The 26,641-nt window shown below is 63.1% G+C and carries 20 protein-coding genes and 1 pseudogene; 11 read left to right on the top strand and 10 right to left on the bottom strand.

The window, feature by feature from the left end; genetic code table 11:
• The first annotated feature begins 38 nt into the window (after positions 1-38).
• The 9 genes and pseudogenes from QF039_RS08055 (at position 39) to QF039_RS08015 (ending at position 9,392) form a co-directional block, all read left to right on the top strand.
• The gene (locus tag QF039_RS08055; protein ID WP_003215749.1) at positions 39-1,241 is read left to right on the top strand and encodes an ABC transporter substrate-binding protein; all 1,203 of its coding nucleotides are present in this window, start codon (positions 39-41) and stop codon (positions 1,239-1,241) included.
• Between the two features lie 67 nt (positions 1,242-1,308).
• The gene (locus tag QF039_RS08050) at positions 1,309-2,169 is read left to right on the top strand and encodes a branched-chain amino acid ABC transporter permease (RefSeq protein ID WP_003215751.1); all 861 of its coding nucleotides are present in this window, start codon (positions 1,309-1,311) and stop codon (positions 2,167-2,169) included.
• Between the two features lies 1 nt (position 2,170).
• Positions 2,171-3,181 carry a branched-chain amino acid ABC transporter permease gene (locus QF039_RS08045; protein WP_008430582.1) on the top strand — a complete coding sequence of 337 codons (1,011 nt, stop codon included), beginning with the start codon at positions 2,171-2,173 and terminating at the stop codon, positions 3,179-3,181.
• The gene (locus tag QF039_RS08040) at positions 3,178-3,927 is read left to right on the top strand and encodes an ABC transporter ATP-binding protein (RefSeq protein WP_003215756.1); all 750 of its coding nucleotides are present in this window, start codon (positions 3,178-3,180) and stop codon (positions 3,925-3,927) included. The genes QF039_RS08045 and QF039_RS08040 overlap by 4 nt, the downstream gene beginning before the upstream one ends.
• Positions 3,927-4,622 (top strand): ABC transporter ATP-binding protein, encoded by a 696-nt coding sequence (locus tag QF039_RS08035; protein ID WP_003215757.1) that lies wholly within the window; start codon positions 3,927-3,929, stop codon positions 4,620-4,622. The genes QF039_RS08040 and QF039_RS08035 overlap by 1 nt, the downstream gene beginning before the upstream one ends.
• 13 nt (positions 4,623-4,635) lie before the next feature.
• Complete coding sequence (locus QF039_RS08030) at positions 4,636-5,907, top strand: Zn-dependent hydrolase (protein WP_307517300.1); 1,272 nt, start codon at positions 4,636-4,638, stop codon at positions 5,905-5,907.
• The gene (locus QF039_RS08025) at positions 5,904-7,307 is read left to right on the top strand and encodes an amidase (protein ID WP_307517298.1); all 1,404 of its coding nucleotides are present in this window, start codon (positions 5,904-5,906) and stop codon (positions 7,305-7,307) included. The genes QF039_RS08030 and QF039_RS08025 overlap by 4 nt, the downstream gene beginning before the upstream one ends.
• Positions 7,308-7,471: 164 nt before the next feature.
• Positions 7,472-8,335: a LysR family transcriptional regulator gene (locus QF039_RS08020; RefSeq protein WP_008430591.1), complete on the top strand. Its 864-nt coding sequence runs from the start codon at positions 7,472-7,474 to the stop codon at positions 8,333-8,335.
• 51 nt (positions 8,336-8,386) lie between these two features.
• Positions 8,387-9,392: pseudogene (locus QF039_RS08015) on the top strand (LacI family DNA-binding transcriptional regulator).
• Here the strand turns inward: QF039_RS08015 and QF039_RS08010 are convergent.
• From QF039_RS08010 to QF039_RS07975, 8 genes are all read right to left on the bottom strand, one after another.
• Positions 9,389-10,114 (bottom strand): SDR family oxidoreductase, encoded by a 726-nt coding sequence (locus tag QF039_RS08010; protein ID WP_307517294.1) that lies wholly within the window; start codon positions 10,112-10,114, stop codon positions 9,389-9,391. The pseudogene QF039_RS08015 and the gene QF039_RS08010 overlap by 4 nt on opposite strands.
• A 138-nt stretch (positions 10,115-10,252) precedes the next feature.
• Entirely contained in the window at positions 10,253-11,785 is a 1,533-nt protein-coding gene (locus QF039_RS08005) for an FGGY-family carbohydrate kinase (RefSeq protein ID WP_307517292.1), read from the bottom strand.
• Position 11,786: 1 nt separating this feature from the next.
• Complete coding sequence (locus QF039_RS08000) at positions 11,787-12,866, bottom strand: alcohol dehydrogenase catalytic domain-containing protein (protein WP_032898587.1); 1,080 nt, start codon at positions 12,864-12,866, stop codon at positions 11,787-11,789.
• Between the two features lie 69 nt (positions 12,867-12,935).
• Positions 12,936-13,928, bottom strand: coding sequence for an ABC transporter permease (locus tag QF039_RS07995; RefSeq protein WP_003215773.1), 993 nt, complete (start codon positions 13,926-13,928; stop codon positions 12,936-12,938).
• The gene (locus QF039_RS07990) at positions 13,894-15,402 is read right to left on the bottom strand and encodes a sugar ABC transporter ATP-binding protein (RefSeq protein WP_008430598.1); all 1,509 of its coding nucleotides are present in this window, start codon (positions 15,400-15,402) and stop codon (positions 13,894-13,896) included. Before QF039_RS07990 ends, QF039_RS07995 begins: the two co-directional genes overlap by 35 nt.
• A gap of 63 nt (positions 15,403-15,465) precedes the next feature.
• The gene (locus QF039_RS07985; protein WP_003215780.1) at positions 15,466-16,392 is read right to left on the bottom strand and encodes a substrate-binding domain-containing protein; all 927 of its coding nucleotides are present in this window, start codon (positions 16,390-16,392) and stop codon (positions 15,466-15,468) included.
• Positions 16,393-17,344: 952 nt separating this feature from the next.
• The gene (locus QF039_RS07980; protein WP_307517285.1) at positions 17,345-18,787 is read right to left on the bottom strand and encodes a mechanosensitive ion channel domain-containing protein; all 1,443 of its coding nucleotides are present in this window, start codon (positions 18,785-18,787) and stop codon (positions 17,345-17,347) included.
• Positions 18,788-18,850: 63 nt separating this feature from the next.
• Complete coding sequence (locus QF039_RS07975; protein ID WP_003210245.1) at positions 18,851-19,717, bottom strand: pirin family protein; 867 nt, start codon at positions 19,715-19,717, stop codon at positions 18,851-18,853.
• Positions 19,718-19,904: 187 nt separating this feature from the next.
• On the opposite strand from QF039_RS07975, the gene QF039_RS07970 reads away from it, so the two are divergent.
• Positions 19,905-21,011, top strand: coding sequence for an efflux RND transporter periplasmic adaptor subunit (locus QF039_RS07970; protein ID WP_003210248.1), 1,107 nt, complete (start codon positions 19,905-19,907; stop codon positions 21,009-21,011).
• A gap of 2 nt (positions 21,012-21,013) precedes the next feature.
• Positions 21,014-24,085 (top strand): efflux RND transporter permease subunit, encoded by a 3,072-nt coding sequence (locus tag QF039_RS07965; protein ID WP_307517281.1) that lies wholly within the window; start codon positions 21,014-21,016, stop codon positions 24,083-24,085.
• A gap of 150 nt (positions 24,086-24,235) precedes the next feature.
• On the opposite strand, the gene QF039_RS07960 is transcribed toward QF039_RS07965, so the two are convergent.
• Positions 24,236-25,465: a M20/M25/M40 family metallo-hydrolase gene (locus tag QF039_RS07960; protein WP_003210251.1), complete on the bottom strand. Its 1,230-nt coding sequence runs from the start codon at positions 25,463-25,465 to the stop codon at positions 24,236-24,238.
• A gap of 68 nt (positions 25,466-25,533) precedes the next feature.
• Entirely contained in the window at positions 25,534-26,592 is a 1,059-nt protein-coding gene (locus QF039_RS07955) for a diguanylate cyclase (protein ID WP_023658718.1), read from the bottom strand.
• Positions 26,593-26,641 lie beyond the last annotated feature (49 nt).

The following is a 26,641-nucleotide window of genomic DNA, read 5'->3' as shown; positions in this document are numbered from 1 at the left end:
TGCCACTCCTGCCAATAACTAATCCAGGGAGTCACCCCATGCAGCGTCGTACGTTGTTGAAAGCCAGTCTCACCGCAGCCGCCGCCCTCAGCCTCCCGCTGAGCGTGCGTTCTGCATTCGCCGCCGAGCCTTTTACCTTTTACGGCCTCAAGTCCATGTCTGGCGCCTTTGCCAGTTATGGCAAATTTGCCGACATGGGTTCACGCCTCGCGGTGGAACAGCATCCCGAGTTGCTCGGCCGCCCGCTGGTCTACAAAGTGATCGACACCGAAGGCAACGCCGGCAAGGCCGTGCGTAAAGTCCAGGAAGCGATCCAGCAGGACGGCGCACGCTTTTTCCAGGGCTGTACCCTGTCGTCTTCGGCACTCGCGGTGGCCAAGGAAGTGAGCAAGGCCGGTGGCGTGTTCATGACCCCGGTGGGCGCCGATGAAGTCACCGGCAAGGACTGCAACAGCGCCACGTTCCGCTGGTCGGTGCCGACCTACGGCGCGATCCGCGAGACCCTCGTGCCGTTGATCAAGCTGCTGCCCGACGCCAAGCGCTGGTACACCATCACCCCGCAATACGTGTTCGGCGAAGCCCTGCTCGAAGGCGCCAAATCGGTGCTGGCCGAGCATGGCCTGGAACACGCCGGCAACAGCTACCACTCGCTGCAGGAGCAGGAGTTCTCCGGCTACCTGACCAATGCCATCGCCGCCAAACCCGACGTGCTGGTGCTGCTGAACTTCGGCAGCCAGTCGTCCAACACCCTGCGCCAGGCGGTGAACTTCGGTATCAAGGAGCGCATGAAAGTGCTGCTGGTGTGGTCCGCCGGCCTCGACCAGTTCCAGGAGCTGGGCAGTGACGTACTGGAAGGTGTGTACCTCGGCGCTCAGTACTGGCATCAGGTCGACACCCCGCTCAACCGTGACCTGGTGAAACTCACCAAGGCCAAATACGGCATCAACCCCACTTACCCGCTGGCCGCCGACTACATCAGCACCAAGGTCATGCTCGAAACCATCATCTCCACCGGCAGTTTCGACGGGCCGACCGTGGCCAAGGCCATGCAGGGCCTGAGCTACGAAGGCCCCACCGGCAAGGAGTCGATCCGCGCCGGCGACCATCAGGTGATCAAGGACTACTACCTGCTGGTGGGCAAGGCCGCAGGCGACATGGCCGACAAGGACGATCTGGCCAAGGTGCTCAGCTCCGGCCAGTCGTTCCCGCCGGTGGAAGCCACGGGCTGCGTGCTCGGCTGATCCGCTGAAAATCTACTGGTGACACAGCGCAGGGCCGCTCATGCGGCCACCTGCCGAGGGTTCCTGCATGCTTAATCTTTACCTGTTCCAGATTCTCAACGGCCTGGGCCTTGGGATGATCTACTTCCTGATCGCGGTCGGCTTGACGATCATTTTCGGCCTGCTGAACTTCGTCAACTTCGCCCACGGTGCGTTCTTTTTGCTGGGTGCCTACATCTGCTACACCGCCGTCAGCCTCACCGGCAGCTTCTGGCTGGCACTGCTGATCGCGCCGCTGGTGGTGGCCGCGCTGGCCTGGGTGATCGAGCGATTATTAATCCAGCGGATTTATCACTTGCCGCACATGTTCCAGATTCTGGTGACCCTGGGGATTGCCCTGATCATCCAGGAAGCCAGCGTGATGATCTGGGGCCCGGTGGGCAAGAGCGTCGCCGTACCGGAATTGCTGCGCGGGGTGCTGGTGGTGGGCGATTTTGTCTACCCCTACTACCGCCTGTTCCTGATCGTGTTCTCCGGCCTCGTCGGCCTGGGCCTGTGGCTGTTGCTGGAACGCACGCGCTTCGGCGCCCTGGTGCGGGCCGGCAGTGAAAGCACGGAAACCGTGTCCCTGCTGGGCACCAACATTTTCCGCCTGTTCTCCATGACCTTCGCCCTCGGCGTGGCCCTCGCCGGTGTGGCCGGTGTGCTGTTCGCCCCGTTGCGCGGCGCCCAGCCCTTTGTCGGCCCGGAAATCCTCGGCGTGGCGTTCGTGGTGGTGGTGATCGGCGGCATGGGTTCCTTCAGCGGTGCACTGGTGGGCGGCCTGCTGGTCGGCGTGGTGCAAAGCCTGATGACCACACTCTGGCCCCAGGGCGCGAGCCTGATGATCTACGGTGCGATGGCCGTGGTGATCCTGGTGCGTCCTTACGGCCTGTTCGGGAGAGCCTGACATGAGCGAGAAAAATCCCCTGCCGTTCGCCAAGACCCAGTCGCGCTACATGCTGCTGTTGGTGCTCGTGGTATTGATCGGCCTGCCGTTGATTCTGCCCTCGGCGACCCTGGCCACCGAGATTCTGATATTTGCCATGGCCGCCCTCGCCTGCAACCTGCTGCTGGGTTACACCGGGCTGCTGTCGTTCGGCCAAGGCATCTTCTTCGGGGCCGGCGCCTACTGCGCGGCGCTGTTGATGATTCACCTGCAACTGGGGCTGTTCAGCGCACTGCTGGGTGCCGCCGTCGCCGGTGGTTTCCTGGCTTTCCTGGTGGGCGCCCTGGCGATCCGTCGCACCGGCATTTACTTCGTGATGCTGACCCTGGCCTTCAGCCAGATGGCCTACTTCGTCGCCTACACCCTGAGCGACTGGACCGGCGGCGACAACGGCCTGCTCAGCGTGCCGCGCCCGGAAATCCGCATCGGTGACACCGTGCTGCTGTCGCTGACCGACGCCCGCGCGTTCTACGGGTTTGTCGCGGTGCTGTTCCTGCTGATCTTCATCGGCGCCCGCCGGGTGATCGCCTCGCCGTTCGGCAGCACGCTGATGGCGATTCGCGAAAACGAAACCCGCGCTTCGGCCATCGGCTATGACACCCGCCACTTCAAGATCCTGGTGTTCGTGTTGTCCGGCGCCGTCACCGGGATTGCCGGGGCGCTGTACGCGATGCTGCTGCACTTTGTGCCGCTGTCGAATATCGACCTGGCGATGTCCGAGAACATCCTGATCATGACCATCGTCGGCGGCACCGGCTCGCTGTTCGGCTCGTTGCTGGGCGCCGGTTCCATCGTGCTGCTGGGGGACTTCCTTTCCGATCTGTGGCCGCGCTGGCTGATGCTGCTGGGGGTGATCCTGATCCTGGTGGTGATCTTCATGCGCGGCGGTTTGTGGGGCGGTCTGTCGACCCTGTTCGAACGTGTGCGCGGCAGCCGCAAGGCCGACGTTGTGACCAAGGAGAAGCTGTCATGAGCATCCTGCTGGAAACCAAGAACCTGGAACTGGCCTACGGTGCGTTCCACGCGGTAAACGGCGTCAACCTCAAGGTCGAAGCCGGCACCATCCACACCATCATCGGCCCCAATGGCGCGGGCAAGACCAGCCTGTTCCACTGCCTGACCGGCGAACGCCAGGCCACCGCCGGAGCAATTCATTTCGACGGCAAGAACCTGATGCGCAAACCGGCCCACGGCCGCGTCGGCCTGGGCATGGCGCGCTCGTTCCAGCTCACCAGCCTGTTCCAGAACCTCAGCGTGCGCGAAAACCTGCGGCTGGCCGCCCAGGGCCGCGACGGCGCCCGCGCCCTGAACTTCTGGCGCCGGGTCGACAGCAAGCGCGAACACCTGGAAATGGCCGACCAGGTGCTGGAACGCCTGCAACTCACCGCCCGCGCCGACACCCTGGCCGGCGAGTTGTCCCACGGTCAGCAGCGGGTGCTGGAAGTCGGCATGTCGATCTGCTCCAGACCCAAGCTGCTGATGCTCGACGAACCCACCTCGGGCATGGGCATCGACGACATCCCGATCATGACCCAACTGATCAGCGACCTCGGCCGCGACCATACCGTGCTGCTGATCGAGCACAACATGAGCATCGTCATGTCCATCAGCCAACGCATCACCGTGATGAGCCACGGCCAGATCCTGGTGGAAGGCACACCGGAATTCGTGCGCGCCGACGAGCGCGTGCGCACCGCCTACCTGGGAGAAGCCGCCTGATGCTGACCGTCGACAATATCCACTCCTACTACGACAAGAGCCACGTCCTTGAAGGCGTGTCCCTGACCGTCAATCCCGGCGAACTGGTGACCCTGTTGGGGCGCAACGGCGCCGGCAAGACCACCACCCTGCGCAGCATCCTCGGGATCATCTGCCCGCGCCAGGGCCAGATTCACTTCAACGGCCAGCCGCTGGTGGGGCAGAAAATCTTCGAAATCGCCCGCCAGGGCCTGGCGCTGGTGCCGGAGAACCGCGGGATTTTCCGCCTGCTCACGGTGGAGGAAAACCTGCGCATTGCCGTGCGCAAGACCAGCCGCTGGCAGATGGAAGACGTGTACGGCATGTTCCCGCGCCTCAGGGAGCGCCGTAAAAACGCCGGCCACGCGCTGTCCGGCGGTGAGCAACAGATGCTCGCCATCGCCCGCGCGCTGCTCAACGACCCCAAGCTGCTGATCCTCGATGAGCCCACCGAAGGCCTCGCGCCGGTGATCGTCGACGAGTTGGTGAAGATCCTGCGCAAGGTCAAGGAAGACGGCCTGCCGGTGCTGCTGGTGGAACAGAACCTGATGGTCTGCGACAAGCTCGCCGACCGCCATTACGTCCTCGAACAGGGCCGCGTGGTGTACGAAGGCAGTGCCGAAGCCTTCCGCGCCGACCCGACGATCAAGAACCGTTACCTGGCCCTGAGTGCCTGACCGGAGACTGCTGATGAATAGTTTTGCGCAACCGCTCCAGAGCAACGCCCCGCTGATCAACCGCGAGCGCCTGTGGCAATCGCTGATGGACCTCGCCCGCCTCGGCGCCACACCCAAGGGCGGCGTGTGCCGCCTGGCGCTTACCGACCTCGACCGCCAGGCCCGCGACCTGTTCGTGCAATGGTGCGAAGCCGCCGGGTGCAGCGTCAGCGTCGACGCCATCGGCAATATCTTTGCCCGCCGTGCCGGGCGTAATCCGGCACTGGCGCCGGTGATGACCGGCAGCCATATCGATACCCAGCCTACCGGCGGCAAGTTCGACGGCTGCTACGGCGTGATGGCTGGCCTGGAGGTGATCCGCACCCTCAATGATTTGCACATCGAGACCGAAGCACCGATTGAAGTGGTGGTGTGGACCAACGAAGAAGGCTCGCGATTCCCGCCGTGCATGATGGGTTCCGGGGTGTTCGCCGGTAAGTTCGACCTGCAGGAAACCCTCGACAAGCAGGACGAGCAAGGGCTGTCGGTGGGCGCTGAATTGCAGCGCATTGGCTACGCCGGCTCCCGCGCCGTGCTGGGCCATCCGGTGGGCGCCTATTTCGAGGCGCATATCGAGCAGGGCCCGGTGCTGGAAGACCAGGCCACCACCATCGGCGTGGTCATGGGCTGCCTGGGCCAGAAGTGGTTCGACCTGACGCTCACTGGCGTCGAAGCCCACGCGGGCCCGACGCCAATGCACCTGCGCAAGGACGCACTGGTAGGCGCGGCGCAAGTGGTCAGCGCGGTGAATCGCATCGCCCACGAACAACAACCCCATGCCTGCGGCACCGTCGGTTGCCTGAGCCTGCATCCCGGCTCGCGCAACGTGATTCCCGGCCAGGTGCACATGACCATCGACCTGCGCCACCTGCACGCCGACAAGCTGCAAGCGATGGTCGACGCAGTGCGCCAGGTGATCGAAGCCACCGCCGAGCAACACGGCTTGAGCTTTGAGCTGACACCCACTGCCGACTTCCCGCCGCTGGATTTCAACCCTGCCTGTGTCAACGCCGTGCGAGATGGCGCGAGCAGCCTGGGCCTGAGCCATATGGACATCGTCAGCGGCGCCGGGCATGACGCGATCTTCGTCGCCGAACTGGGCCCGGCCGGAATGATCTTTGTGCCGTGCGAAGGCGGCATCAGCCATAACGAAATCGAGAACGCCGCGCCGGATGACCTGGCGGCGGGCTGCGCGGTGTTGCTGCGGGCCATGGTCAACGCGGCGCAAGGAGGTAAAGCGGCATGACGGATATCGCCAACCTGACCGCAGTTGAGCTGCTGGCCCGCTATCGGGATAAAAGCCTGTCGCCGGTGGAGGTCACCGAAGACGCATTGCTGCGGATCGAACGCTACAACCCGGCGGTCAACGCCTACTGCCACGTCGACCCGGAAGGCGCCTTGAAGGCGGCGCGGAATTCGGAACAGCGCTGGCTCAAGGGCCAGCCGTGCGGGGCCCTGGACGGTGTGCCCTCCTCCATCAAGGACCTGACGCAGACCATCGGCATGCCGACGCGCAAGGGTTCGCGTACCACATCTGCCGAGGGTCGATGGGATGTGGATGCGCCCTTCTCGGCCTTCATGCGCAAGGCCGGCGCGGTATTGCTGGGCAAGACCACCACGCCGGAATTCGGCTGGAAAGGCGTTACCGATAACCCGCTGTATGGCATTACCCGCAACCCGTGGGACACGCGCATGACGGCGGGCGGTTCGTCCGGTGGTGCCGGTGCGGCGGCGGCCTTGAACCTCGGCGTGCTGCACCAGGGCAGCGATGCCGGCGGCTCGATCCGGATCCCCTGTGCCTTCACCGGCACCTTCGGCATCAAGCCGACCTTCGGTTATGTGCCGCAATGGCCGGCCAGTTCGATGACGATTCTGTCGCACCTGGGGCCGATGACCCGCACCGTGGAAGACTCGGTGCTGATGCTGCAAACCATCGCCCAGCCGGATGCGCGGGATGGTTTGATCGGCGCGCCCCGGACCACGCCATGGTTGCACGCCGGGGCTGATTTGAAGGGGCTGCGTATCGCCTATAGCCCGAACTTCGGTTATGTCGATGTGGACCCGCAAGTGGCCAGGGTGGTCGCCCAGGCGGTAGAAGGCCTGGTGCAGCTGGGCGCGCAGGTTGAACAGATTGATCCGGGGTTCAGTGATCCGCTGGAGGTGTTCAATACTTTATGGTTTGCCGGTGCAGCACGCCTGGCCGGGCCGTTAAGCGATGCGCAGCGGCAATTGATGGACCCGGGGTTGCTGCGCATTGCCCGACTGGGCGAACAGATCAGCCTCAGCGATTACAGCGCTGCGCTGGAAGCACGGGCAGCGCTCGTGGCGCGCATGGCGGCATTCCATGAGCATTACGATGTGCTGGTTTCGCCGATGATGCCGATCACCGCGTTCGAGGCCGGGCACAATGTGCCGCCGGGTTCGGGACTAGGGGAATGGATGGAGTGGACGCCGTTTACCTATCCCTTCAACCTGACTCAGCAACCGGCGGCGTCGGTGCCGTGCGGATTGGCAGCGAATGGGTTGCCGGTGGGGCTGCATGTGGTGGGGGCGCGGTTTGCGGATGAGCAGGTGCTGAAGGTTTGCCAGGTTTATGCCAGGGCTTTCCCGACCCAGCACCTGCAAACACCCAAAACCCCAACCTGAAATACAATCAAACTGTGGGAGCGGGCTTGCTCGCGAAGGCGGTGTATCAGTCACCGGATATCTTGACTGTTACACCGCCTTCGCGAGCAAGCCCGCTCCCACATTTTTTGCCCGCATTCCAGTCATCAGCCCCTACAATGACCCCTATTCTCCAAGGGGCCCTTATGGACATCGAACTGGCACGCACCTTCCTCGAAATCACCCGCTGCGGCAGCCTCGCCGCGGCGGCCGAGAAACTGCACGTCACCCAGACGGCAATCACCGCCCGGGTCAAAAACCTCGAAAGCCAGCTCAACAGCACCCTGTTCGTGCGCAATCGCGCCGGTGCCCGCCTGACCCCGGACGGCGAGGCGTTCGTGGTCTACGCCAACCAGCTTGTCCAGACCTGGGAAGCCGCACGCCGCGACCTGCCATTACCCGACGGCTACCGCAACGTGCTGCACATCGGTGGCGAAGTCAGCCTGTGCAACCCGCTGATGCTCGGCTGGGCCCAGGCCTTGCGGGAACACATTCCCGGCCATGCCCTGCGCACCGAGATTCGCGAAGGCGAGTACTTGTTGCGCCAGCTGGAACTGGGGGTGCTGGACGCCGCGCTGGTGTTCCAGCCGCAATACTGGCCGGGGTTGCAGGTGGAGCAGGTGCTGGAAGAAAAACTGATCCTGGTGCAACTGGCCGCCCGGCCCGAGCCCTACGTGTATATCGACTGGGGCCAGGGCTTTCGCCAGCAGCACGACGCCGCACTGCCGGACAAGGCCCGCGCAGCCCTGAGTTTCAATCTGGGGCCACTGGCGTTGCAGTACATCCTGGAAAACGGCGGTGCCGGGTATTTCCGCACGCGGGTCGTACAGAGCTACCTCGACAGCGGTGTGATGGAACGGGTGCCCAAGGCGCCGGAGTTCAGCTTCCCGACGTACCTGGTGTATTCCCGCGAGCGCGACTCGGCGGTTTTGCAGCAGGCGCTGGGGTTGCTGCGGGCGGTGGTGGAGGCCGAAAAGGATTGGTCGCAGCGCTGGGATCCGGTGATTTGAAGCCGTGCCCATGGTAGCCTCAGGTTGTTTTCTCCTGGTTCCCCCCTGCCGATGAACAAGAAAAAGTCCGTCACCATCAGCGACATCGCCAAACGGGTCAACATGACCACCATCACGGTGTCCCGGGCGCTGAGCAAACCCGACCTGGTCAAGCCCGCCACCCTGGCGCGGATTCTCGAAGTGGCGCGGGAGCTGGACTATGTGCCCAACGCCTTTGCCCGCGGGCTCAAGCGCAGTGAAAGCCTGATCATCGGCGTGATCACCGCTTCGGTCGACAACCCCTTCTACAGCGAGATGATCAAGGCGATTTCCCGCGAGGCGAAAAAGCACGGCTACACCATCATGCTGGTGGATACCGACGAACTGGAAGAACTGGAAAGCAAGGCAGTCGACACACTGCTGGGCTACCGCGTGGCGGGGATCATCCTGTCGCCGGTCTCCGACGAGCCCAGCTACCAGCCGGACTATCTGGAGCGCCTGGGTAACGGCAAGACGCCGGTGGTGCTGCTCGATCGCACGATCCACGACAGCCCCTTCAGCCGTGTGGTGCTGGACAACTATCACAGCGGCATCGAGGCGGCGCAGTACCTGGTGCGGCAAACCCCGAACCTCAAGCGCCTGCTGGTGCTGACCGGGCCCGAGCATTCGCGCATCACCATGGAACGCCTCAAGGGCCTCAAAGAAGTCCTGGCCGAGCACCCGCAGGTGCAGGTCGAAGTGTGTGCCGGTGACTACACGCTGATGCCCTCCTACCTGCACACCCTCGACTACCTGGCCGAACACTCGGCGCCGGACGCGATCATGGGCTTCAACCAGTTGATCACCCTGGGCGCACTGCGTGCGCTGCGCATGCACAACATCCCCCATGACAGCCTGACCATCTGCGGCATCGACCGCCTGCCCTTTGCCGATATCTTCGGCGTGCCGATCGCCTGCGTGGGCCCACGACGCGTCACTGGCCGGCAGCAGCGCGGTGCGGCTGCTGCTGGATCGTCTCGAAGACCCGCACAAACCGCGGGACAAGGTGGTGATCGCCGGCAAGCTGGAGAACGGCTAGCGGCTGGTGTAGCCGCCGTCGATCGGCAGGCTGACGCCGCTGATCATGCTGGCGGCATCGCTCAGCAGGAACAACACCGGCAGGGCCACTTCCGCCGTTTCGGCAAATCGCCCCAGGGGAATCGCCGCCAATGCCGGGTCGCGTTTGGCGGGCGCCGACCAGGCCACCTGTGCCATGGGCGTGAGGGTGACGGTGGGGTTGACGCTGTTGACGCGAATCCCGAAGCGGCCCCATTCGGCGCATTGCACACGGGTGATGGCGTCCAGTGCGGCCTTGGAGGCGCAGTAGCCGAGGTGATCGTCCAGGGCTACCAGCGAGGCCTGGCTTGAGACGTTGACGATGCTGCCGGGAATCTTCGCTTCAATCATCGCCGCAGCGATACGGCTGGCGACCTGGGCAGCGGCGCGGGCGTTGACGTTCATCACCTGGTCGAAGGCTTCGGCGCTGATGGCCGCGGCGGGTTCCAGGCGGGAAATGCCGGCGCAGTTGACCAGTCCATGCATCGGCGGCAGGCCTTGCAGGGCCAGGTCCAGGGCGGCGCTGTTGGCGATGTCCAGGCACAGGGTTTCGCAACCGAGCTGGGCCAGGGCCTGAGCGTCGCGGCCCAGGGCGAAAACCTGGGCGCCGCTGGCGATCAGTTGGAGGGCAATTTCCCGGCCGATGCCGCTGCTGGCGCCGGTGACGAGGATGCGCTGCTTGGTGAAGTCAAAAATAGCGTTCATGGTTCACGATCTCTAAAACGATGGAGATCCCATGTGGGAGCGGGCTTGCTCGCGAATGCGGTGGGTCAGGCAATAAATCCGGCACTGATACACCGTATTCGCGAGCAAGCCCGCTCCCACATTTGGATCAGTGTTCGCTTAATTCAATTGCAAGCTGTGCATCACCGGTTTCAAGGCCGGATACAGCTCCAGATAGCTGGCAAACGCCCGGTCATACACCCCGACATTCCCCGCCTCCGGCTCCGCCCGCAGCTCCAACTGCACCCAACCTTTCTCCATCTGCCGGTCATCCACCAACCCCACCGCATGGGCCGCCAACAACGCCGCGCCCAAGGCCGCCTCCACCTCTTGCACAATGGTGTAGACCGGGAAGTGGGTGATGTCCGCAATAATCTGCATCCACAAATCCGAATGGCTCGCCCCACCCACCACAATCAGCCGTGGATCAAGGGAATGCGCCCCACGGGTGCCCGCTTCGATATTGTGCCGCAGGGCAAAACTCACCCCTTCGAGCACCGCGCGGTACAGGTGGATCCGGCTGTGATACAGGTTCAGCCCGACAAAGCTGCCGCTGGCCCGGTCATCCCACACCGGGCTGCGTTCGCCCATGAGATACGGCAGGAACAACAGCCCTTCACTGCCCGCCGGGATCTTCGCGGCGCTCTGCTCCAGCAGCCACAAACTGTCCTGGCCAGTCTCTTTCGCCTGCTGCTCCTCTGCCTGGCAGAACTGTTCGCGAAACCAGCTCACCGACGCCCCGGCGGTGATCGCACCACCGAAGATGTACAGGTCCTGATGGCCGTTATAGACGTGGGGCATGCTCACCAGGCCATGGCGCGCGTCCACCTGCTGATTGAGATAACCCCAACACATGCTGGTGCCGATCATCGCCACGTGATTGCCCGGCCGCGTCACCCCGGCGGCCAATGTGGCCATGGCCGCGTCCACGCCTCCGGCCAGGATCGGCGTGCCGGCCTGCAAGCCCAGCCGCCGGGCCCATTTCTCCAGCAAACCACCGACCACTTCACCGGAATACAGCAAACGCTCCGGCATCATCGCCAACGGAATCCCAAGCGCCGCCAGCATCTCGGCCGACCAGCCGCGCCGGGCCACATCGTAGACGCCACCGATATTGCCGGCGCTGCTGTGGTCCACCGCCAACTCACCGGTCAGGCACCAGTTGATGTAACTGTTGGGCGGCAGCAGGTAGCGGGTGTTGGCCCACACCTGCGGCTGGTGTTGCTTGAGCCAGAGCATCTTGGTGAAGCCGTAGTAGCTGTCCACCGAGTTGCCGGTGACCGCAAACAGCCGCTCCAGGTCCACATGCTCGCGCACCCACTCCACTTGCTCGCCCGCGCGCCGGTCCATCCAGATCAGGCACGGGTGCAGCGGCGTGATCTGCTCGTCCACAGCAATTCCGGAGCCACCGTACAGGCTGCTGATGCACAGCGCCTTGACCTGCTCTTTCGCAACGCCGGCCTTGGCCATGCACTGGGCGACGCAGGCCTCCACCGCATCCAGCCAGACCTGCGGCCACTGCTCGGCCCAGCGCACTTTCGGGGTATCCACGCGATACCCCTGGCTGTGCTGGGCGATGATCAGGCCGTCCGCATCCACCAGCAACGCCTTGGTGCTTTGCGTGCCGATGTCCACACCCATTACGTAGTTCATGTCAGAGCACCGGCTTCAGCAGCACCTTGATCGACTTGGTCGAGTTGGCCAGCTCAAACGCTTCGGCCCAGCTGTCCAGCCCGAAGTCATGGGTCACGATGCCCTTGGACGTCACCAGGCCACGCTCGAACAAGTCGATGGCCACCGGGTAGCAATACGGCCCCAGGTGCGCACCGCGTACGTCCAGTTCCTTGCGGTCGCCGATGATCGACCAGTCGGCGCTGGTCTCGGCGCCAAACACGCTGAACTCGACAAACCGCCCGAGCTTGCGGATCAAGTCCAGGCCCTGGGTAACGCCCGCCGGTACGCCGGTGGTTTCGATGTACACGTCGCAGCCGTAGTTGTCGGTCAGGCTATTGATGATCTCCCGGGCGTTGTCCCGGGACGGGTTGATCACCACGTCGGCACCGTACTGCTTCGCCAGTTCCAGGCGCTCGTCGACCATGTCGATCACCACCAGTTTCTTCGGCGTTTTTAGCGCTGCCACCTGCACCATGCACAGGCCCAGGGTGCCGGCACCAGCAATAACCAGCACGTCATCCAGCTGGATCTCACCGCGGTTGACGGTGTGAATCGCGCAGGACATCGGCTCGATCAGCGCCGAATCTTCCAGGGACACCGACTCCGGAATCTTGTGCACGATGGCAGTCTTGGGAATACGCATGTACTGGGCCATGCCACCCTCGGCGACTTCACGCTGGAAGCCGAAGATGTTGTGCACCTCGCACATCCAGTACTTGCCGGACTTGCAGAAGCGGCACTTGCCACATGGCACGATCTGCTCGGCGATCACCTTGTCGCCGACCTTCACCTCAAAGTGCTCCTCGGCGCCCTCGCCCGCTTCCACCACGTAGCCAAAGAACTCGTGCCCCGGCACCACCGGGGCCTTGACCCACGGGTTATCGCCGCCCCAGAACATCGCGGCGCCCGAGTGGCATTTGCAGTCACTGGCGCAGATGCCGCAGGCGGCGATGCGAATCACCAGTTCATTGACCCGCGCCTGGGGTTTGCTGATGCGTTCCAGGCGGTAGTCTTTCGGGCCGTGGCAGACGACGGCTTGCATTTGGTTGTGCTTTTCCATGATGTGCGGACCTTTCTTGAGCATGAGAGAACCCATCGCGGCCACCATGGCCGCGTGGAGATAACCGGTTTACTTGTGGCGCTGACGGCTGATAAAGATCGCCAGCAAAATGATCCCGCCCTTGATCACACTCTGGACGTAGGGCGAGACCCCGAGCATGTTCAAGCCGTTGTTTAACACCCCCAGCAGCATGGCGCCGAGCAAGGTGCCGACAATCACCCCGCGCCCACCGGCAATCGAGGCGCCGCCCAGGACCACCGCGGCAATCGCGTCGAGTTCGAACGACACCCCGGCATTCGGCTGGCCGCTCATCAAGCGTGAGGTCAGCACCAGCCCGGCAATCGCGGCGGTCAAACCGCTGATGCCATACACCAGCAATTTGAAGCGCGCCGCCCGCACGCCGGACAGGCGCACCGCTTCCTCGTTGCCGCCGATCGCGTAGATATAGCGGCCGATGCGGGTGTGTTGCAGCAGCACATAGGCCGCCAGGTACGTCACCAACATGATCAGGATCGGCACCGAAATGCCGAACAGGCTTTCGCGGCCAAAGAAGCCGAACCACTCCGGCAAACCGGAAATCGGATAGCCGTCGGTGTACATCAGGCCGAACCCGCGGGCGATGCCCATGGTCGCCAGGGTGACGATGATCGGCGGCATGTGCAGGTAGGCGACGAACAGGCCATTGCCGATGCCGAACGCCACGCCGACCAGCATCCCGGCGCCAATCGCCAGGCCCGGCGGCAAGCCTGCGACCATCAAGCCGGCGGTCAAGGTGCCGGACAACGCCATCACCGGCCCCACCGACAAATCGATGCCGCCGGTGAGAATCACGCAGGTCATGCCCACCGCGATAATCGCGTTGATCGACACCTGGCGCGCGATGTTCGACAGGTTGTTGGCCGTCAGGAAGTTATCGCTGGCGAAGATCATCACCAACGTCACCACCAGCAGCCCGACAAAGGGATAAAACGCCGGTGAGCGGATCAACCGCGCCAGGTTCAGGCGCAGCCGGCCAGGCCCCACGGCATTAATGGACGTATTCACTTGAGCCCCCTGTTGCATGGCGCATGACCTCTTGAGGATTGACGGCGGACGCTTCCAGTACCTTGACGATGGCGCCCTTGTGGAACACCGCGACGCGGTCGCACATGCCGATGACTTCCGGCAGTTCCGAGGAAATCATGATGATTGCGTAGCCCTGTTCGGTGAGGCTGCGCATCAGTGCGTAGATCTGTGCCTTGGCACCGACGTCGATGCCACGGGTGGGTTCGTCGAACACCAGCACGTCGCAGTGATGGTTGATCCAGCGGGCAATCACGACTTTCTGCTGGTTGCCGCCGCTGAGGTTGAACACCCGGCTCTCGCCGCTGGGGGCCTTGATCGACAGCTGGCGCATCAGCGCTTCCACGCTGGCGCATTCCTTGTCCTTGTCGATCAGGCCGCTGGCGTTCTGGTATTTGGGCAGGTTGTTGAGAGAGATGTTTTCGCGAATGCTGAAATCGGTGATCAGCCCTTCGGTCTTGCGGCTTTCCGGCAGCAGGCCGATGCCATGGGCCAAGGCCTGGGCCGGGTCGTCGAGGGTGATTTGTTCACCCCGCAGCCACACGTCTTTGCTCACCGACGGCAGCGCGCCCATCATGCCCAGCGCCAATTCGGTACGCCCGGAACCCACCAGGCCGGCAAAGCCGAGAATCTCGCCCTTGTGCAATTCAAAGTGGTTATGGGGGCCGTTGCGCACCAACTGGATGTCCTTGACCTCCAGCAACAGCGGCCCGCGTGCGGCGGTGGGCTTGGGCGGAAAACTGCACTCCAGGCGCCGCCCGACCATCATTTCCACCAGGCGGTCGATATCGCTGTCGGCCACATCGGTGACGCCCACATTGCCGCCGTCGCGCAGCACGCTGATGCGGTCGCAGACCTGGAAAATCTCCTCCAGGTGGTGGGAAATAAAAATCACCGCCACCCCCTGGCGCTTGAGTTCACGCATGATTTCGAACAGCAGCTCGGCCTCGCTCGGCGTAAGGGTGGCGGTGGGTTCGTCGAGCACCAGCAGCCGCGCGTCCAGGGCCAGCGCCTTGGCGATCTCGACGAATTGCTGCTCGGCCACGCTCAGGTGCCTGACCGCGCATTGCAGGTCAATACTGACACCGAGGCGCTTGAACAACGCCTCGCTCGCCTCGACCATTTCGCGCTTGCGCAACAGGCCAAAACGGTTGCTCAGCTCATGGCCGAGGAAAATATTTTCCACCGCCGTGAGGTAGGGAATCAGGCTGAATTCCTGGAACACAATGCCGATGCCGGCGGCAATCGCATCACGATACGTCGCGAACTGCCGAGCCTCGCCGTCGATCAGGATCTGCCCTTCGTCCTGGTGCTCGACCCCGCCAAGGATCTTCATCAAGGTCGATTTGCCTGCACCGTTTTCCCCGAGCAAGGCATGAATTTCGCCGCGCTGCACTTCCAGGTTGATCGCCTTGAGGGCTTGCACCCCCGGGTAGCGCTTACAGATATTTTCCAGCTTCAGAAGACTGCTCATACCGCCGACCTCATATTCAGATGGATGACCTGTGCCCCACGCCTGGCGTGGGGCCTGGGTGTTTTACCAACTGAAATCCTTGGCCTTGGCCTGGTCGATCAGGGTGATGTCCACCGGGATCGTGGCCGGTACTTGCGAGCCCCACTTCTTGGCCAGGGCGATGCCCAGGGCGAGGCGGATCTGGTCACGGGGGTATTGCGCGGAGGTGGCGATGAATTTGCTGCCGGGTTTCTGGATGGCCTTGATCGCTTCCGGTGCGCCGTCGACGCTCACCAGCTTGACATCCAGGCCACTGGCTTCGATGGCCGAGAGTGCGCCGAGGGAACCGTTGTCGTTGACGCTGAAAATGCCCTTGAGGGTGGGCTGGGCCTGCAGCATGTTTTCGGTGACGGTCAGCGCCTGGTCACGTTCCTGCTTGCCGTTCTGGATGCTCACGATCTTGATGTCCGGGTGCTTGGCCACGGCCTCCTTGCAACCGCGCACGCGCTCCAGGATCGGTACCACGGCGATGCCGTCGAGGATGGCGATATTGCCCTTGTCCCCGATGTTCTTGGCCAGGTATTCGCAGGCCTGGAAGCCGGCGTCGAAGTTTTTCGAGCCGACGAAGGAGTCCAGTGGGCCTTCGGCCTGGGCGTCGACGGCGACCACGACTACGCCGGCGGCGTGGGCGGATTTGACGGCTGATTGCACGCCGACGGAGTCGGTGGGGTTGATCAGCAGGATGTCGATGCCCTTTTGCAGCATGTCTTCGACGTCGCTGACCTGTTTGGACACGTCGTGGCGGGCGTCGGTGATGATCAACTGCGCACCGATGGTCGCCCCGGCTTCCTGCAGGGCGTCTTTCATGGTGACGAAGTAAGGGTTGTTGATTTCCTGGAAGGACGCGCCGATGCGGATGGGGGCGGGTTTGGTGTCGGCCAGTGCCAGGCCAGCGGTGCCAAGATTGATGCTCAGAGCCAACAAACACAGGGTTTTCGGAAGCATTTTCATGGTGGGGATCTCTGTTTTGTTTTTATTTTTAGAGCAAATGTTATCGTTAACATTTTGTAAGAAGCTAGCAAAGAAATTGGGGGGTCGCAAGGGGTGTTTGATCGGTGGTGGCGGGTGTGGTGGACATATCCGTTGCTGCGGTAACGGCCGCTTATGGTTCCGCTCTTACAGCGGCTCACTTTTGAACAGCGCAAAAGTAAGCAAAACGCTCTTGCCCCACCACTCGGCACCTCGCCTAGGCTCGGTGTGCCCTCACTCCGGCTTTGGACCGTGGGCCGCCGTCATGGGCCATCCCTGGCCCAGGACGGCTAACCCGGCGTCCTGCCGGGTTACCCACGCTCCAAAGCCTGCGTTCGGCCAGCGTGGTTTAACGGGGCGCCCAAGATCAAGATCAAAAACAGATCAAGAGCACAGCGGCCTCCCGGCCGGCTTGAGTGTTGAAGAGCAAAATCAAAAGCTAAAGCGGGCACGGTCCAAAAAATGTGGGAGCGGGCTTGCTCGCGAAGGTCGTTAACGATGACGCGGGCATTCTGGATGAACGCGGCGCTCTCAGGTTTTTCGCGAGCAAGCCCGCTCCCACAGAAAAGCAGCTCTGTTTTCGCTCTGGTCTTTGCTTTTGCTTTTAACACTCAAGCCGGCCGGTAGGCCGCTGTGCTCTGCTTTTGATCTGCGGGCCCCGTCAACCACGATGGCCGCAAGCAGGCACGGTGGAGCGGGTAAATCGGCAGGGATGCCGATTTAGCCGCGCCGGGCCATGGATGGCCCGTCGCGGCGGCCCGCGGAATCGGGCCGGAGTGCGGGCATGCCGAGCCTGGGCGAGGCACCGAGTGGTGGGGCAAAGACCTTTTGGTTACTTTTGGCTGGGCCGGCATTCCGGGCGTTTGCCAAAAGTGACCCGCTGTAAGAGCGGAACCATACGCGGCCGTTACCGCAGCAACGGATATGTACACCTTCAGGCCCGACTCCGCAGCCACTGCATAAACCCCTTCTTAACCGGCACCACAGGCGCCTCCTGCGTCAAACTCTGAGCCGCATGCAACCTGAAATCCAACAAACTTTTCATAGCCTCACTGATGTCATGCCGAGCATCCAGACAAGGCTTCAGATACTCCTTCTCAATCCGATACAACGTACAAAACGTCTTCGCCGAAAAGTCCGCAGGCACACCCTGCTCCGAAAGAATCCCGGCCTCACCAATCACCTCCCCAGGCCCCATCCGCCCGGCTTCAAAATTGTGCCCGGCCTTGGTCAACATCACCGAAATCACCCCGGACTCGATGATAAACAGGTGATCACTCACCTCCCCCGCCGGCAAAATCATCTCCCCGGCGCGAAAGGTCTGCAGCGTCATGTTCTGGCTGAATGTCTCCTTCTCCTCCTGCCTCAACGTCGAGAAAATAGACGAGCTCTCCAACAACGCCCGAGCCCGGGAAACCGTCACCGGCGCATTACTCTCGGCAGCCGACAACAAGCTCACCCCCGCCGCCTGCAAATGCCGAAACGCCAAATCATAAAGCTGATTGCGCACCTCACGCTTGAGCGCCATGGCCGGCACAAACCCGCTGATCTCATACTCCACGCCACCACTGGCCGACGTCTTGAACGCCACGCTGGGCGCCGGCTTGGCCAACAACGGCCGACACCCCTGCATCGCCCGCTCCAGCGCATCCAGCACGGTTTGGGGCCGCGCATGGGGGCTGACTTGCAGGCTGACCGCCAAACCAAACATATCTGCGGGACGTGAGAAGTTGATGATCTTGGCCTTGGCCGCCAACGAGTTGGGCACCACCGCCAGGCTGCCCTGGGAGGTTTGCAGTTGGGTGGCGCGCCAGTCGATGTCGATCACCCGGCCTTCGGTGCCGTCGATGGAGATCCAGTCATCCAGTTGGTAGGGTTTGGTGGTGTTGAGCACGATGCCGGAAAACACGTCGCTCAAGGTGCTTTGCAACGCCAGGCCGACGATGATTGCCACCGCGCCGGAAGTGGCCAGCACGCCCTTGACCGGCAGGTCGAGCACGTAGGCCATGGCGGCGATGATCGCGATCAGGAAGATCACCGCGCCCACCAGATCCTGCAACAGCCGCCCGGTGTGGCCGACCCGCTGCATCATCACCGCGCCGAGCAATACCGTGAGGGTGCGCGCCGCAAACAGCCACCAGCCGATCTGGAACGCCGTTGCCGCCAAATGCAGCGCCACGTTGTCGCCGAACGGCGCGACCTGCATCGGGTTCATGCCTTCGTTGAACAGCACGGCGCTGAACACCGCAAAGATCACCAGCCGCGCCGCCAGCTTCCAATTGGCGAAATCGGCAGAGATCAAACGCCATACGGCAATATCGATCAGTACCAGCGCCAAGGCACAGAACATCGGGTGATCGGAGATAAATGAGGGCATTCAGGCGACTCCAGGGCGAATGCCATGAAGATCGCATGAAATGCCTTTGGAGGGTATAGCGCCCTAGCGCTGCATCTGCCCGAATTGCCCGGACTGATAGTCGGCAAACGCCTGGTGGATTTCCTGCTCGGTGTTCATCACGAACGGGCCGTGGCCGACGATGGGTTCGTCGATCGGCTCGCCGCTGAGCAACAGCACCATGGCGTCGTCGCTGGACTCGAGGCGCAGTTGCGTGCCATCGCGCTCGAACAGTGCCAACTGCCCTTCCCGCGCCACTTCAGTGCCGTTGATCCGCACCGTGCCGCGCAACACCACCAGCGCGGTGTTGCGCCCGGCGTGCAGGTCCAGCGTCACAGAGCGGCCGGCTTTGAGGCGCATATCCCACACGTCGATCGGCGTGAAGGTACGAGCCGGGCCTTTGACCCCGTCGAACTCGCCCGCGATCAAGCGCAGGCTGCCGGCGTGGTCGGCCAGGGGCAGCGTCGGAATATCGCCATCGAGGATGGTCTGGTAACCGGCATCGGTCATTTTGTCCCTGGCCGGCAGGTTGACCCACAACTGGACCATTTCCAGGGCGCCGCCGCTGCGGGCGAACGCCTCGGAGTGAAACTCCTCGTGAATGATGCCCCTGGCGGCTGTCATCCATTGCACATCGCCCGGGCCGATGGTGCCGCCGGCGCCGGTGGAATCGCGGTGCTCGACTTCGCCCTTGTAGACGATGGTCACGGTTTCAAAACCGCGATGGGGATGCTGGCCCACGCCGCGACGTTGCTCGGTCGGGGTGAATGCCGCAGGACCGGCGTGATCCAGCAACAGGAACGGGCTGATCTGCTTGCCCATGGTGTCGTAGGAAAACAGCGTGCGAACCGGAAAGCCGTCGCCGACCCAATGGCCGCGTGGGCTGGTGTAGATGCCGATGATCTTTTTCATATGTGTCTCCAGTGATGGATACACCTTAAATCCGATACCAATTCCGCGCTAGACGGCAAAACCGGCCCTGATCGTCCCACCAGTGGAACAAATACTCGCGGGCTGGATTATTTTATATTTCGACCATAATATGGCGACAAATATTACACGCGTAATTTTTAGCTCACCCCGCCCCACGGAGCCCGACATGAACCCTCTCCCCCTGCGTCTTCTCACCCCCCTGGCCCTGCTGGCGGTACTCAGTGGCTGCAATAACAAGGCCGACCCCGTCGCCGAAGCGCCCCTGCCCCGCCCGGTGCTGGCCGCCAAGGTCGAAGCCGCCGGCAGCCAGCAAAGCGCCTACACCGGCGTAGTGGCCGCGCGCACGGAAAGTGACCTGGGGTTCCGCGTCAGCGGCAAGGTGATCGAGCGCAAGGTTGATCCCGGCCAGCACGTCAACCGTGGCGACACTTTGCTGGTGCTGGATATCGGCGACTTCGAACTGGCCCTGCGTTCGGCAAAAAACCGCGTCAATGCGGCCCAGGCGCAACTGCGCCAACGCCGGGACGATGAATCCCGCTACCAGCGCCTGGCCAATACCGGCGCCGTGTCGCGGCAGATTTTCGACCAGTCCGCCACCAACCTGCGGGTGGCCGAAGCCGAGCTGGCTTCCGCGCAATCCGACGCCAGCCAGATCGAAAACCGCCGCACCTACTCGGTGCTCAGGGCCGACAGCGACGGCATCATCACCGACGTGCGGGTGGACCGCGGCCAAGTGGTCGCCGAGGGGCAAGTGGTGGCGCGCCTGGCCCACGACGGCGCCCGGGAAGCCATCGTCAACCTCCCGGAAAACCAGCGCGACCAGGCTTCGCAAAAAGCCCTGGCGTTCCCCTTCGGCGCCCCTGAGCAGGCAGTGACCGCCACGTTGCGCGAGCTGTCTGCCAGCGCCGACCCGACCACCCGCACCTACCGGGCCCGCTATGTCTTGCATGGCCCCGTCGACCGCTTCGCTCTCGGCTCGACCATCACCGTGCGCCTGCAAGGTAACGGACAGGCGCAACAGACCCGCGTGCCCATCGGGGCGCTGCAGGATGCCGGCAAAGGCACCGGTGTGTGGGTGATTGGCGCCGATGACAAGGTCAGCTTCGCCCCGGTCAACGTCGCCAGCCTCGGCCAGGAGGACGCGTTGCTGGACAGTGGCGTGGACCCCGGCCAAGTAGTCGTCGCCCTCGGCGCGCACCTGCTGCACAGCGGTGACGCGGTACGCCTGTTGCCGGCCCAGGTATTGGCCCTCAACCGTCAGCAGGAACACTGATAATGCGCGGGATCAACCTCTCCGAACTGGCGGTCAAGCATCGCGCGGTCACGCTGTTCCTGATCATCGCGATCCTCGCCGCCGGGGTCTTTGCCTTTGGCAAACTGGGGCGCGCCGAAGACCCTTCGTTCACCGTCAAGGTCATGACCATCACCGCCGCCTGGCCCGGCGCCACCGCGCAAGAGATGCAGGAGCAAGTGGCCGACCGCCTGGAAAAACGCCTGCAGGAGCTGGACTACTACGACCGCGTCGAAACCATCGCCCAGCCGGGTTTTGTCTCGATGCGCATGACGTACCTGGAGTCCACTCGCCCCAGCGAAATCCAGGACCTGTTCTACCAGACCCGCAAGAAACTCAGCGACGAAGCCGCGAAGTTACCCAAGGGGGTGATCGGCCCGTTTTTTAACGATGAATACTCCGACGTGTACTTTTCCCTGTACGCGCTGGAGGCCGAACACCTGCCCCACCGGCAACTGGTGCAAATGGCCGAGGACATGCGCCAGGGCCTGCTCAATCTGCCGGGAGTGAAGAAGGTCAATATCCTCGGCGAACAGGCGCAGCGGATCTTCGTCGAGTTTTCCTATGAGCGCCTGGCCACCTTGGGCATCAAGCCCGAGCAGATCTTCGCCGCCCTCGCCGCCCAGAATGCCGTGGCACCTTCAGGCTTTGTCGAGACCGCCGGGGCACGCGCCTATATCCGCATCGACGGGGCCTTCGACAGCCTGGCGCTGATCGAAAACGTCCCGCTGGAAGCCAACGGCAAGCTGCTGCGCATCGCCGATGTGGCCACCGTCAGCCGGGGTTATGAAGACCCGCCCAGCTACCGTATCCGTCATCAGGGCGACCCCTCGCTGATGCTCGGGGTGATCATGGAGAAGCACTGGAACGGCCTGGAGCTGGACAAGGCCCTCAAGGCCCAGGAAGCGAAAATCCTGGCCGACCTGCCGCTGGGGGTCAACTTCGCCAAGGTCTCCGACCAGGCGAAAAACATCAGCCTGGCGGTCAACGAGTTCATGCTGAAGTTCTTCGTCGCCCTCGCGGTGGTGATGGTCATCAGCCTGCTGGCCCTGGGGTTCCGGGTCGGGCTGGTGGTGGCCGCTGCGGTGCCGCTGACCTTGTCGATCGTGTTTGTGATCATGTTGATGACCGGTCGCGAATTCGACCGGGTGACCCTGGGTGCGTTGATCATTTCCCTGGGCCTGCTGGTGGACGACGCGATCATTGCGATCGAGATGATGGTGGTCAAACTCGAGGAAGGTTTTGACCGGATCCACGCGGCCACCTTCGCCTGGAGTTCCACCGCCGCGCCGATGCTCACCGGCACCCTGGTGACGATTATCGGCTTCCTGCCGGTGGGTTTTGCCCGCTCGGGGGCCGGTGAGTATGCCGGGAATATTTTCTGGATCGTCGGTTTTGCGCTGATCGCGTCGTGGCTGGTGGCGGTGGTGTTCACCCCGTACCTGGGGGTCAAGCTGTTGCCGCACATCGAGCCGGTTGTCGGCGGCCACGATGCAATTTATGCCGGGCGCTATTACCAGAAACTGCGGCGCCTGGTGGACGCTTGCGTGCGCAGACGCTGGCTGGTCACCGGGTTGGTGGTAGCGGCCTTTGTGCTGTGTGGCCTGGGCATGGGCGTGGTGAAGAAGCAGTTCTTTCCCAACTCCGACCGTTCCGAGCTGATTCTGGAGGTGTACATGCCACCGGGCAGCGCCTTCAAAAGCACCGAGGCGGTAGCGGCGCAGGTGGAAAAGGCGCTGATGGAGGAGCCGCAAACCGTCATGGTCGACACCTATGTCGGCGGTGGTGCACCACGGTTTTTCCTGTCGCTGAACCCTGAGCTGCCAGACCCGGCCTTCGCCAAGCTGATCGTGCAGACCGCCGACGCCCATGCCCGGGACAGCCTGAAAAAACGCATGGCTGAACGCATCGCGGCCGGCGAATTTCCATCGGCGCGGGTGCGCGTCACCCAGTTGGTATTCGGCCCGCCGGTGCCCTTCCCGGTGGTGTTTCGCGTGTCCGGCCCCGACCTGAATGTGCTGCGCGGCCTGGCTGAAGACGTGCGCCAAGTGGTCGCCGCCAACACACTCACGCGGGACAGCTTCCTCGACTGGGGCGAGCGCGCCAGCAGTTACCGCCTGGTACTCGACCAGGACCGCCTGCGCCTGCTGGGCTTTACCCCCGACGGGGTGAAATCCCAGCTCAACGCGTTGCTCAGCGGCAACCCGATCACCGAAGTGCGCGAAGGCAATCGTACCGTTTCAGTGGTTGCCCGCTCCCAGGGCAGCCAGCGCGAAGACCTCGGCAACCTCGACAATATGACCCTGACCAACAGTGCCGGTGTCTCGGTGCCATTGGCCCAGGTCGGGCATTTCCAGGCGGTGATGGAAGAACCGATCCTCAAGCGCCGCAACCGTGCGCTGACCGTGGAAGTGCGCGCCGACATCGTCGACGGCACCCAGCCGCCAGATGTGGAAATGGCGGTGTACAAGGACCTGCAACCCTTGATCGCCAAGCTGCCGGCCGGGTATCAGATCGTCATCGGCGGTCCGGTGGAAGAAAGCGCCAAGGCCAACGTGGCGCTGGCGGCACTGTTCCCGATCATGATTCTGCTGACGTTGACCGTGATCATGTTCCAGGTGCGTTCGTTCGGGGTGATGTTCATGGTGTTCGCCACCGCGCCGCTGGGGCTGATCGGGGCGGTGCCGACGCTGCTGCTGTTCAACCAGCCGTTCGGGTTCAACGCGATATTGGGGTTGATCGGGATTGGCGGGATTCTGATGCGCAATACGCTGATCTTTACCGACCAGATTCGGCAGAACCAGGACCAGGGCATGGTGATTCGCGAGGCGATCATCGAGGCCACGGTGCGCCGGGCACGCCCGGTGATCCTGACCGCGTTGGCGGCGGCGCTGGCGTTTATTCCGCTGACGCTGTCGGTGTTCTGGTCGTCGCTGGCGTATGTGTTGATTGGCGGGGTGCTGGTGGGGACAGTGTTGACGTTGCTGTTCTTGCCGGCGCTGTGCAGTCTGGTGTTGGGGCGGGAGAAGACCCGGGAAGTGGTGCCTGCAACCTGATCCAACTAGCACCACAAACCAATGTGGGAGCGGGCTTGCTCGCGAAAGCGGTGTACCAGATAAGCAGATGTCGACTGATAGACCGCATTCGCGAGCAAGCCCGCTCCCACACAAGCCCGCTCCCACATTTAGAGGTGTGGCGTTTTTAAGTCAGCGCTTGGAGAGCTCCATGATCATCCGGCTCAGCAGATAAATCCGCGGCGCCACGCTCTCCACCTCGGCATATTCCTCCGGCGTATGGATATTGCCCCCGACAATCCCGAACCCGTCCAGGGTCGGCGTACCCACGCCAGCCGACAAGCTCGCATCCGCCGCCCCGCCGCTGCCCTCAATGGTCAGCTTGCGCCCCAACTCGCCATAAATCCCCTGGGCAATCGCCACCAGCTTGTCCGACTCTGGCGTCTGCGGCATCGGCGGCAGGCCACGGTGCAAACTGGTGGTCACTTCAGTCTCGGGGATCAGCTTGTTGGCCGAGACCCGTGCCAAGTCTTTCTCGATCCGGTCAAACTCTTCCGGCAACGCCGCCCGTACATCCGCCTTGGCGGTGGCCTGGTCGGGGATCACGTTGACCCGGTCGCCGGAGTTGATCACGGTGAAGTTGATGGTGGTTTTCTTCTCGGCATCCCCCAGCTTGCCCAGTTGCAGAATCTGGTGCGCCGCTTCCATCGCCGCGTTGCGCCCCAATTCCGGGGCGACGCCGGCGTGGGCGGCCTTGCCCTTGACCTCGACCACGGCGGTGGCGCTGCCTTTGCGCCATACCACCAGGCCATCGGCCGGGCGACCCGGTTCCAGGTTGAGCGTCACGTCGTGGCCCTTGGCGGTGTTGCGGATCAGCTCGGACGCGCCGTCGGTGCCGGTTTCTTCGCTGGCGTCCAGCAGGAAGGTGATTTGTGCGTAGTCCTTGAAGCCCTGGTTTTTCAGGACTTTCAAGGCGTAGATGCCGGCGACGATGCCGCCCTTGTCATCCATTACGCCCGGGCCATAGGCGCGGCCGTCCTTGATGTGGAACGGCCGGGCAGCCGCCGAGCCTTCCTTGAACACCGTGTCCATGTGGGCCATCAGCAGGATCCTGGCCTTGCCGGTGCCCTTGAGGGTGGCGATGACATGGCTGTTATGAGCGGCGGCATCCGGCACCAGCTGGATGCTGAAACCCAGTTGCTTGAGCTCATCGACGGCGATGTCACGCACTTGGGTCAGGCCGGGCTCGTAGCCGGAGCCCGAATCGATATTCACCAGGCGCTCCAGCAGTTTCAAGGCGTCGGCCTTGTACTGCTCGGAATCGGCCTGGATCTGTTTGTGGGGTTCGGCGCTGAAGGCCGGCATGGCGAAAGACAGCGCCAGGGTGGCCGCCAGCAAGGTACGCGGGAAGTTGAAGAGCATGAACCGATCCTTGTTTTTGTTGGAAGGTAGCGCTCCACCCTACCTGACAAACACCGATTTGTTGATCCTCAGATCGACCTCAACCAACTTCCCTGCACCGAACTGACCCGGTTGCGCCCGCTGCTCTTGGCCTCGTACAAGGCCTGGTCGGCATCGTTCAGCCAACTGGTGGCGTCGGCGTGTGCCGGCCGGTACGGCGCCAGGCCGATGCTCAGGCTGGCGCGCAAGGTCGGGTCCTGTGCGTAGGCCAGGGAGTTGAAGCGATCACGCAGGGCGTCCATCACCTCGGTGGCGCGGTTCAGGGGCATGTCCGGCAGGATCACGCAGAATTCGTCGCCACCGTAGCGCCCGGCCAGGTCAGTGGCCCGCAGGTTCTGGCGCAGCACTTTGCTCAATTGACGCAGCACGATATCGCCGGTGACATGGCCGTAGGTGTCGTTGATGGTCTTGAAGTGGTCGATGTCGATCAGCGCGATGGCGGCGCCCTGCTGGTCGCGGCGGCAGCGCTGGAACTCGATTTCCAGGTGGTCTTTCCAGGCGCCGTGGTTGAGCAGGCCCGACAGGCTGTCGGTGCGGCTCAGGGCCAGCAACTCGCGCTTGTGCCGGGCCAGGGTGATCGCTTGCCGGTAACAGATCCAGCCCAGCGCCAGGGGATACAGCATCAGGATTGGCAGGCAGGCGTAGAGCTGCACTTCACTGGTGAGGGCGGTCACCGCCGGAGTGAACACCAGCATCGAGGCGCCGATGCCCAGCGCCTGGGCCACCCAACCGGCGAGCATGAAGCGCGGGCCGCCGATGGCGACGTTGTTCATGGTCATCATCGACAAGGTGGTCACGCTGGGCAGCGGGTTGAACTGCATGGCGCCAACCCAGAACCCGCCGCAAAACGAGTCGAACAGCAGGTTGCGGTGTTCCGAGCGCAGGGAGTTTTTCGAGTGCCGCGACCATTGGTAGGCCACATGCGGCCAGATGAAGGCATTGGCGATCATCACTCCCCAGACCCAAGCGGATTTATCCAGCGGGTAGATGGCGGCGGCCACACAGACAAACCCGAGGGTCAATCCCAGGGTGCGCGACTTGTACAAGCGTGAAGCGAGCGAAAGTCCGTTTCCTCCTGCGGCTGGCATGTCTGGCTTGATCCTGGATGAATGCCCGAAGTCTATCAGGGCACCGGCA

Origin of the sequence: Pseudomonas sp. W2I6, from assembly GCF_030815935.1 — a bacterium.
Lineage (GTDB): Bacteria > Pseudomonadota > Gammaproteobacteria > Pseudomonadales > Pseudomonadaceae > Aquipseudomonas.
This window is presented reverse-complemented; position numbering and strand designations above follow the sequence as displayed.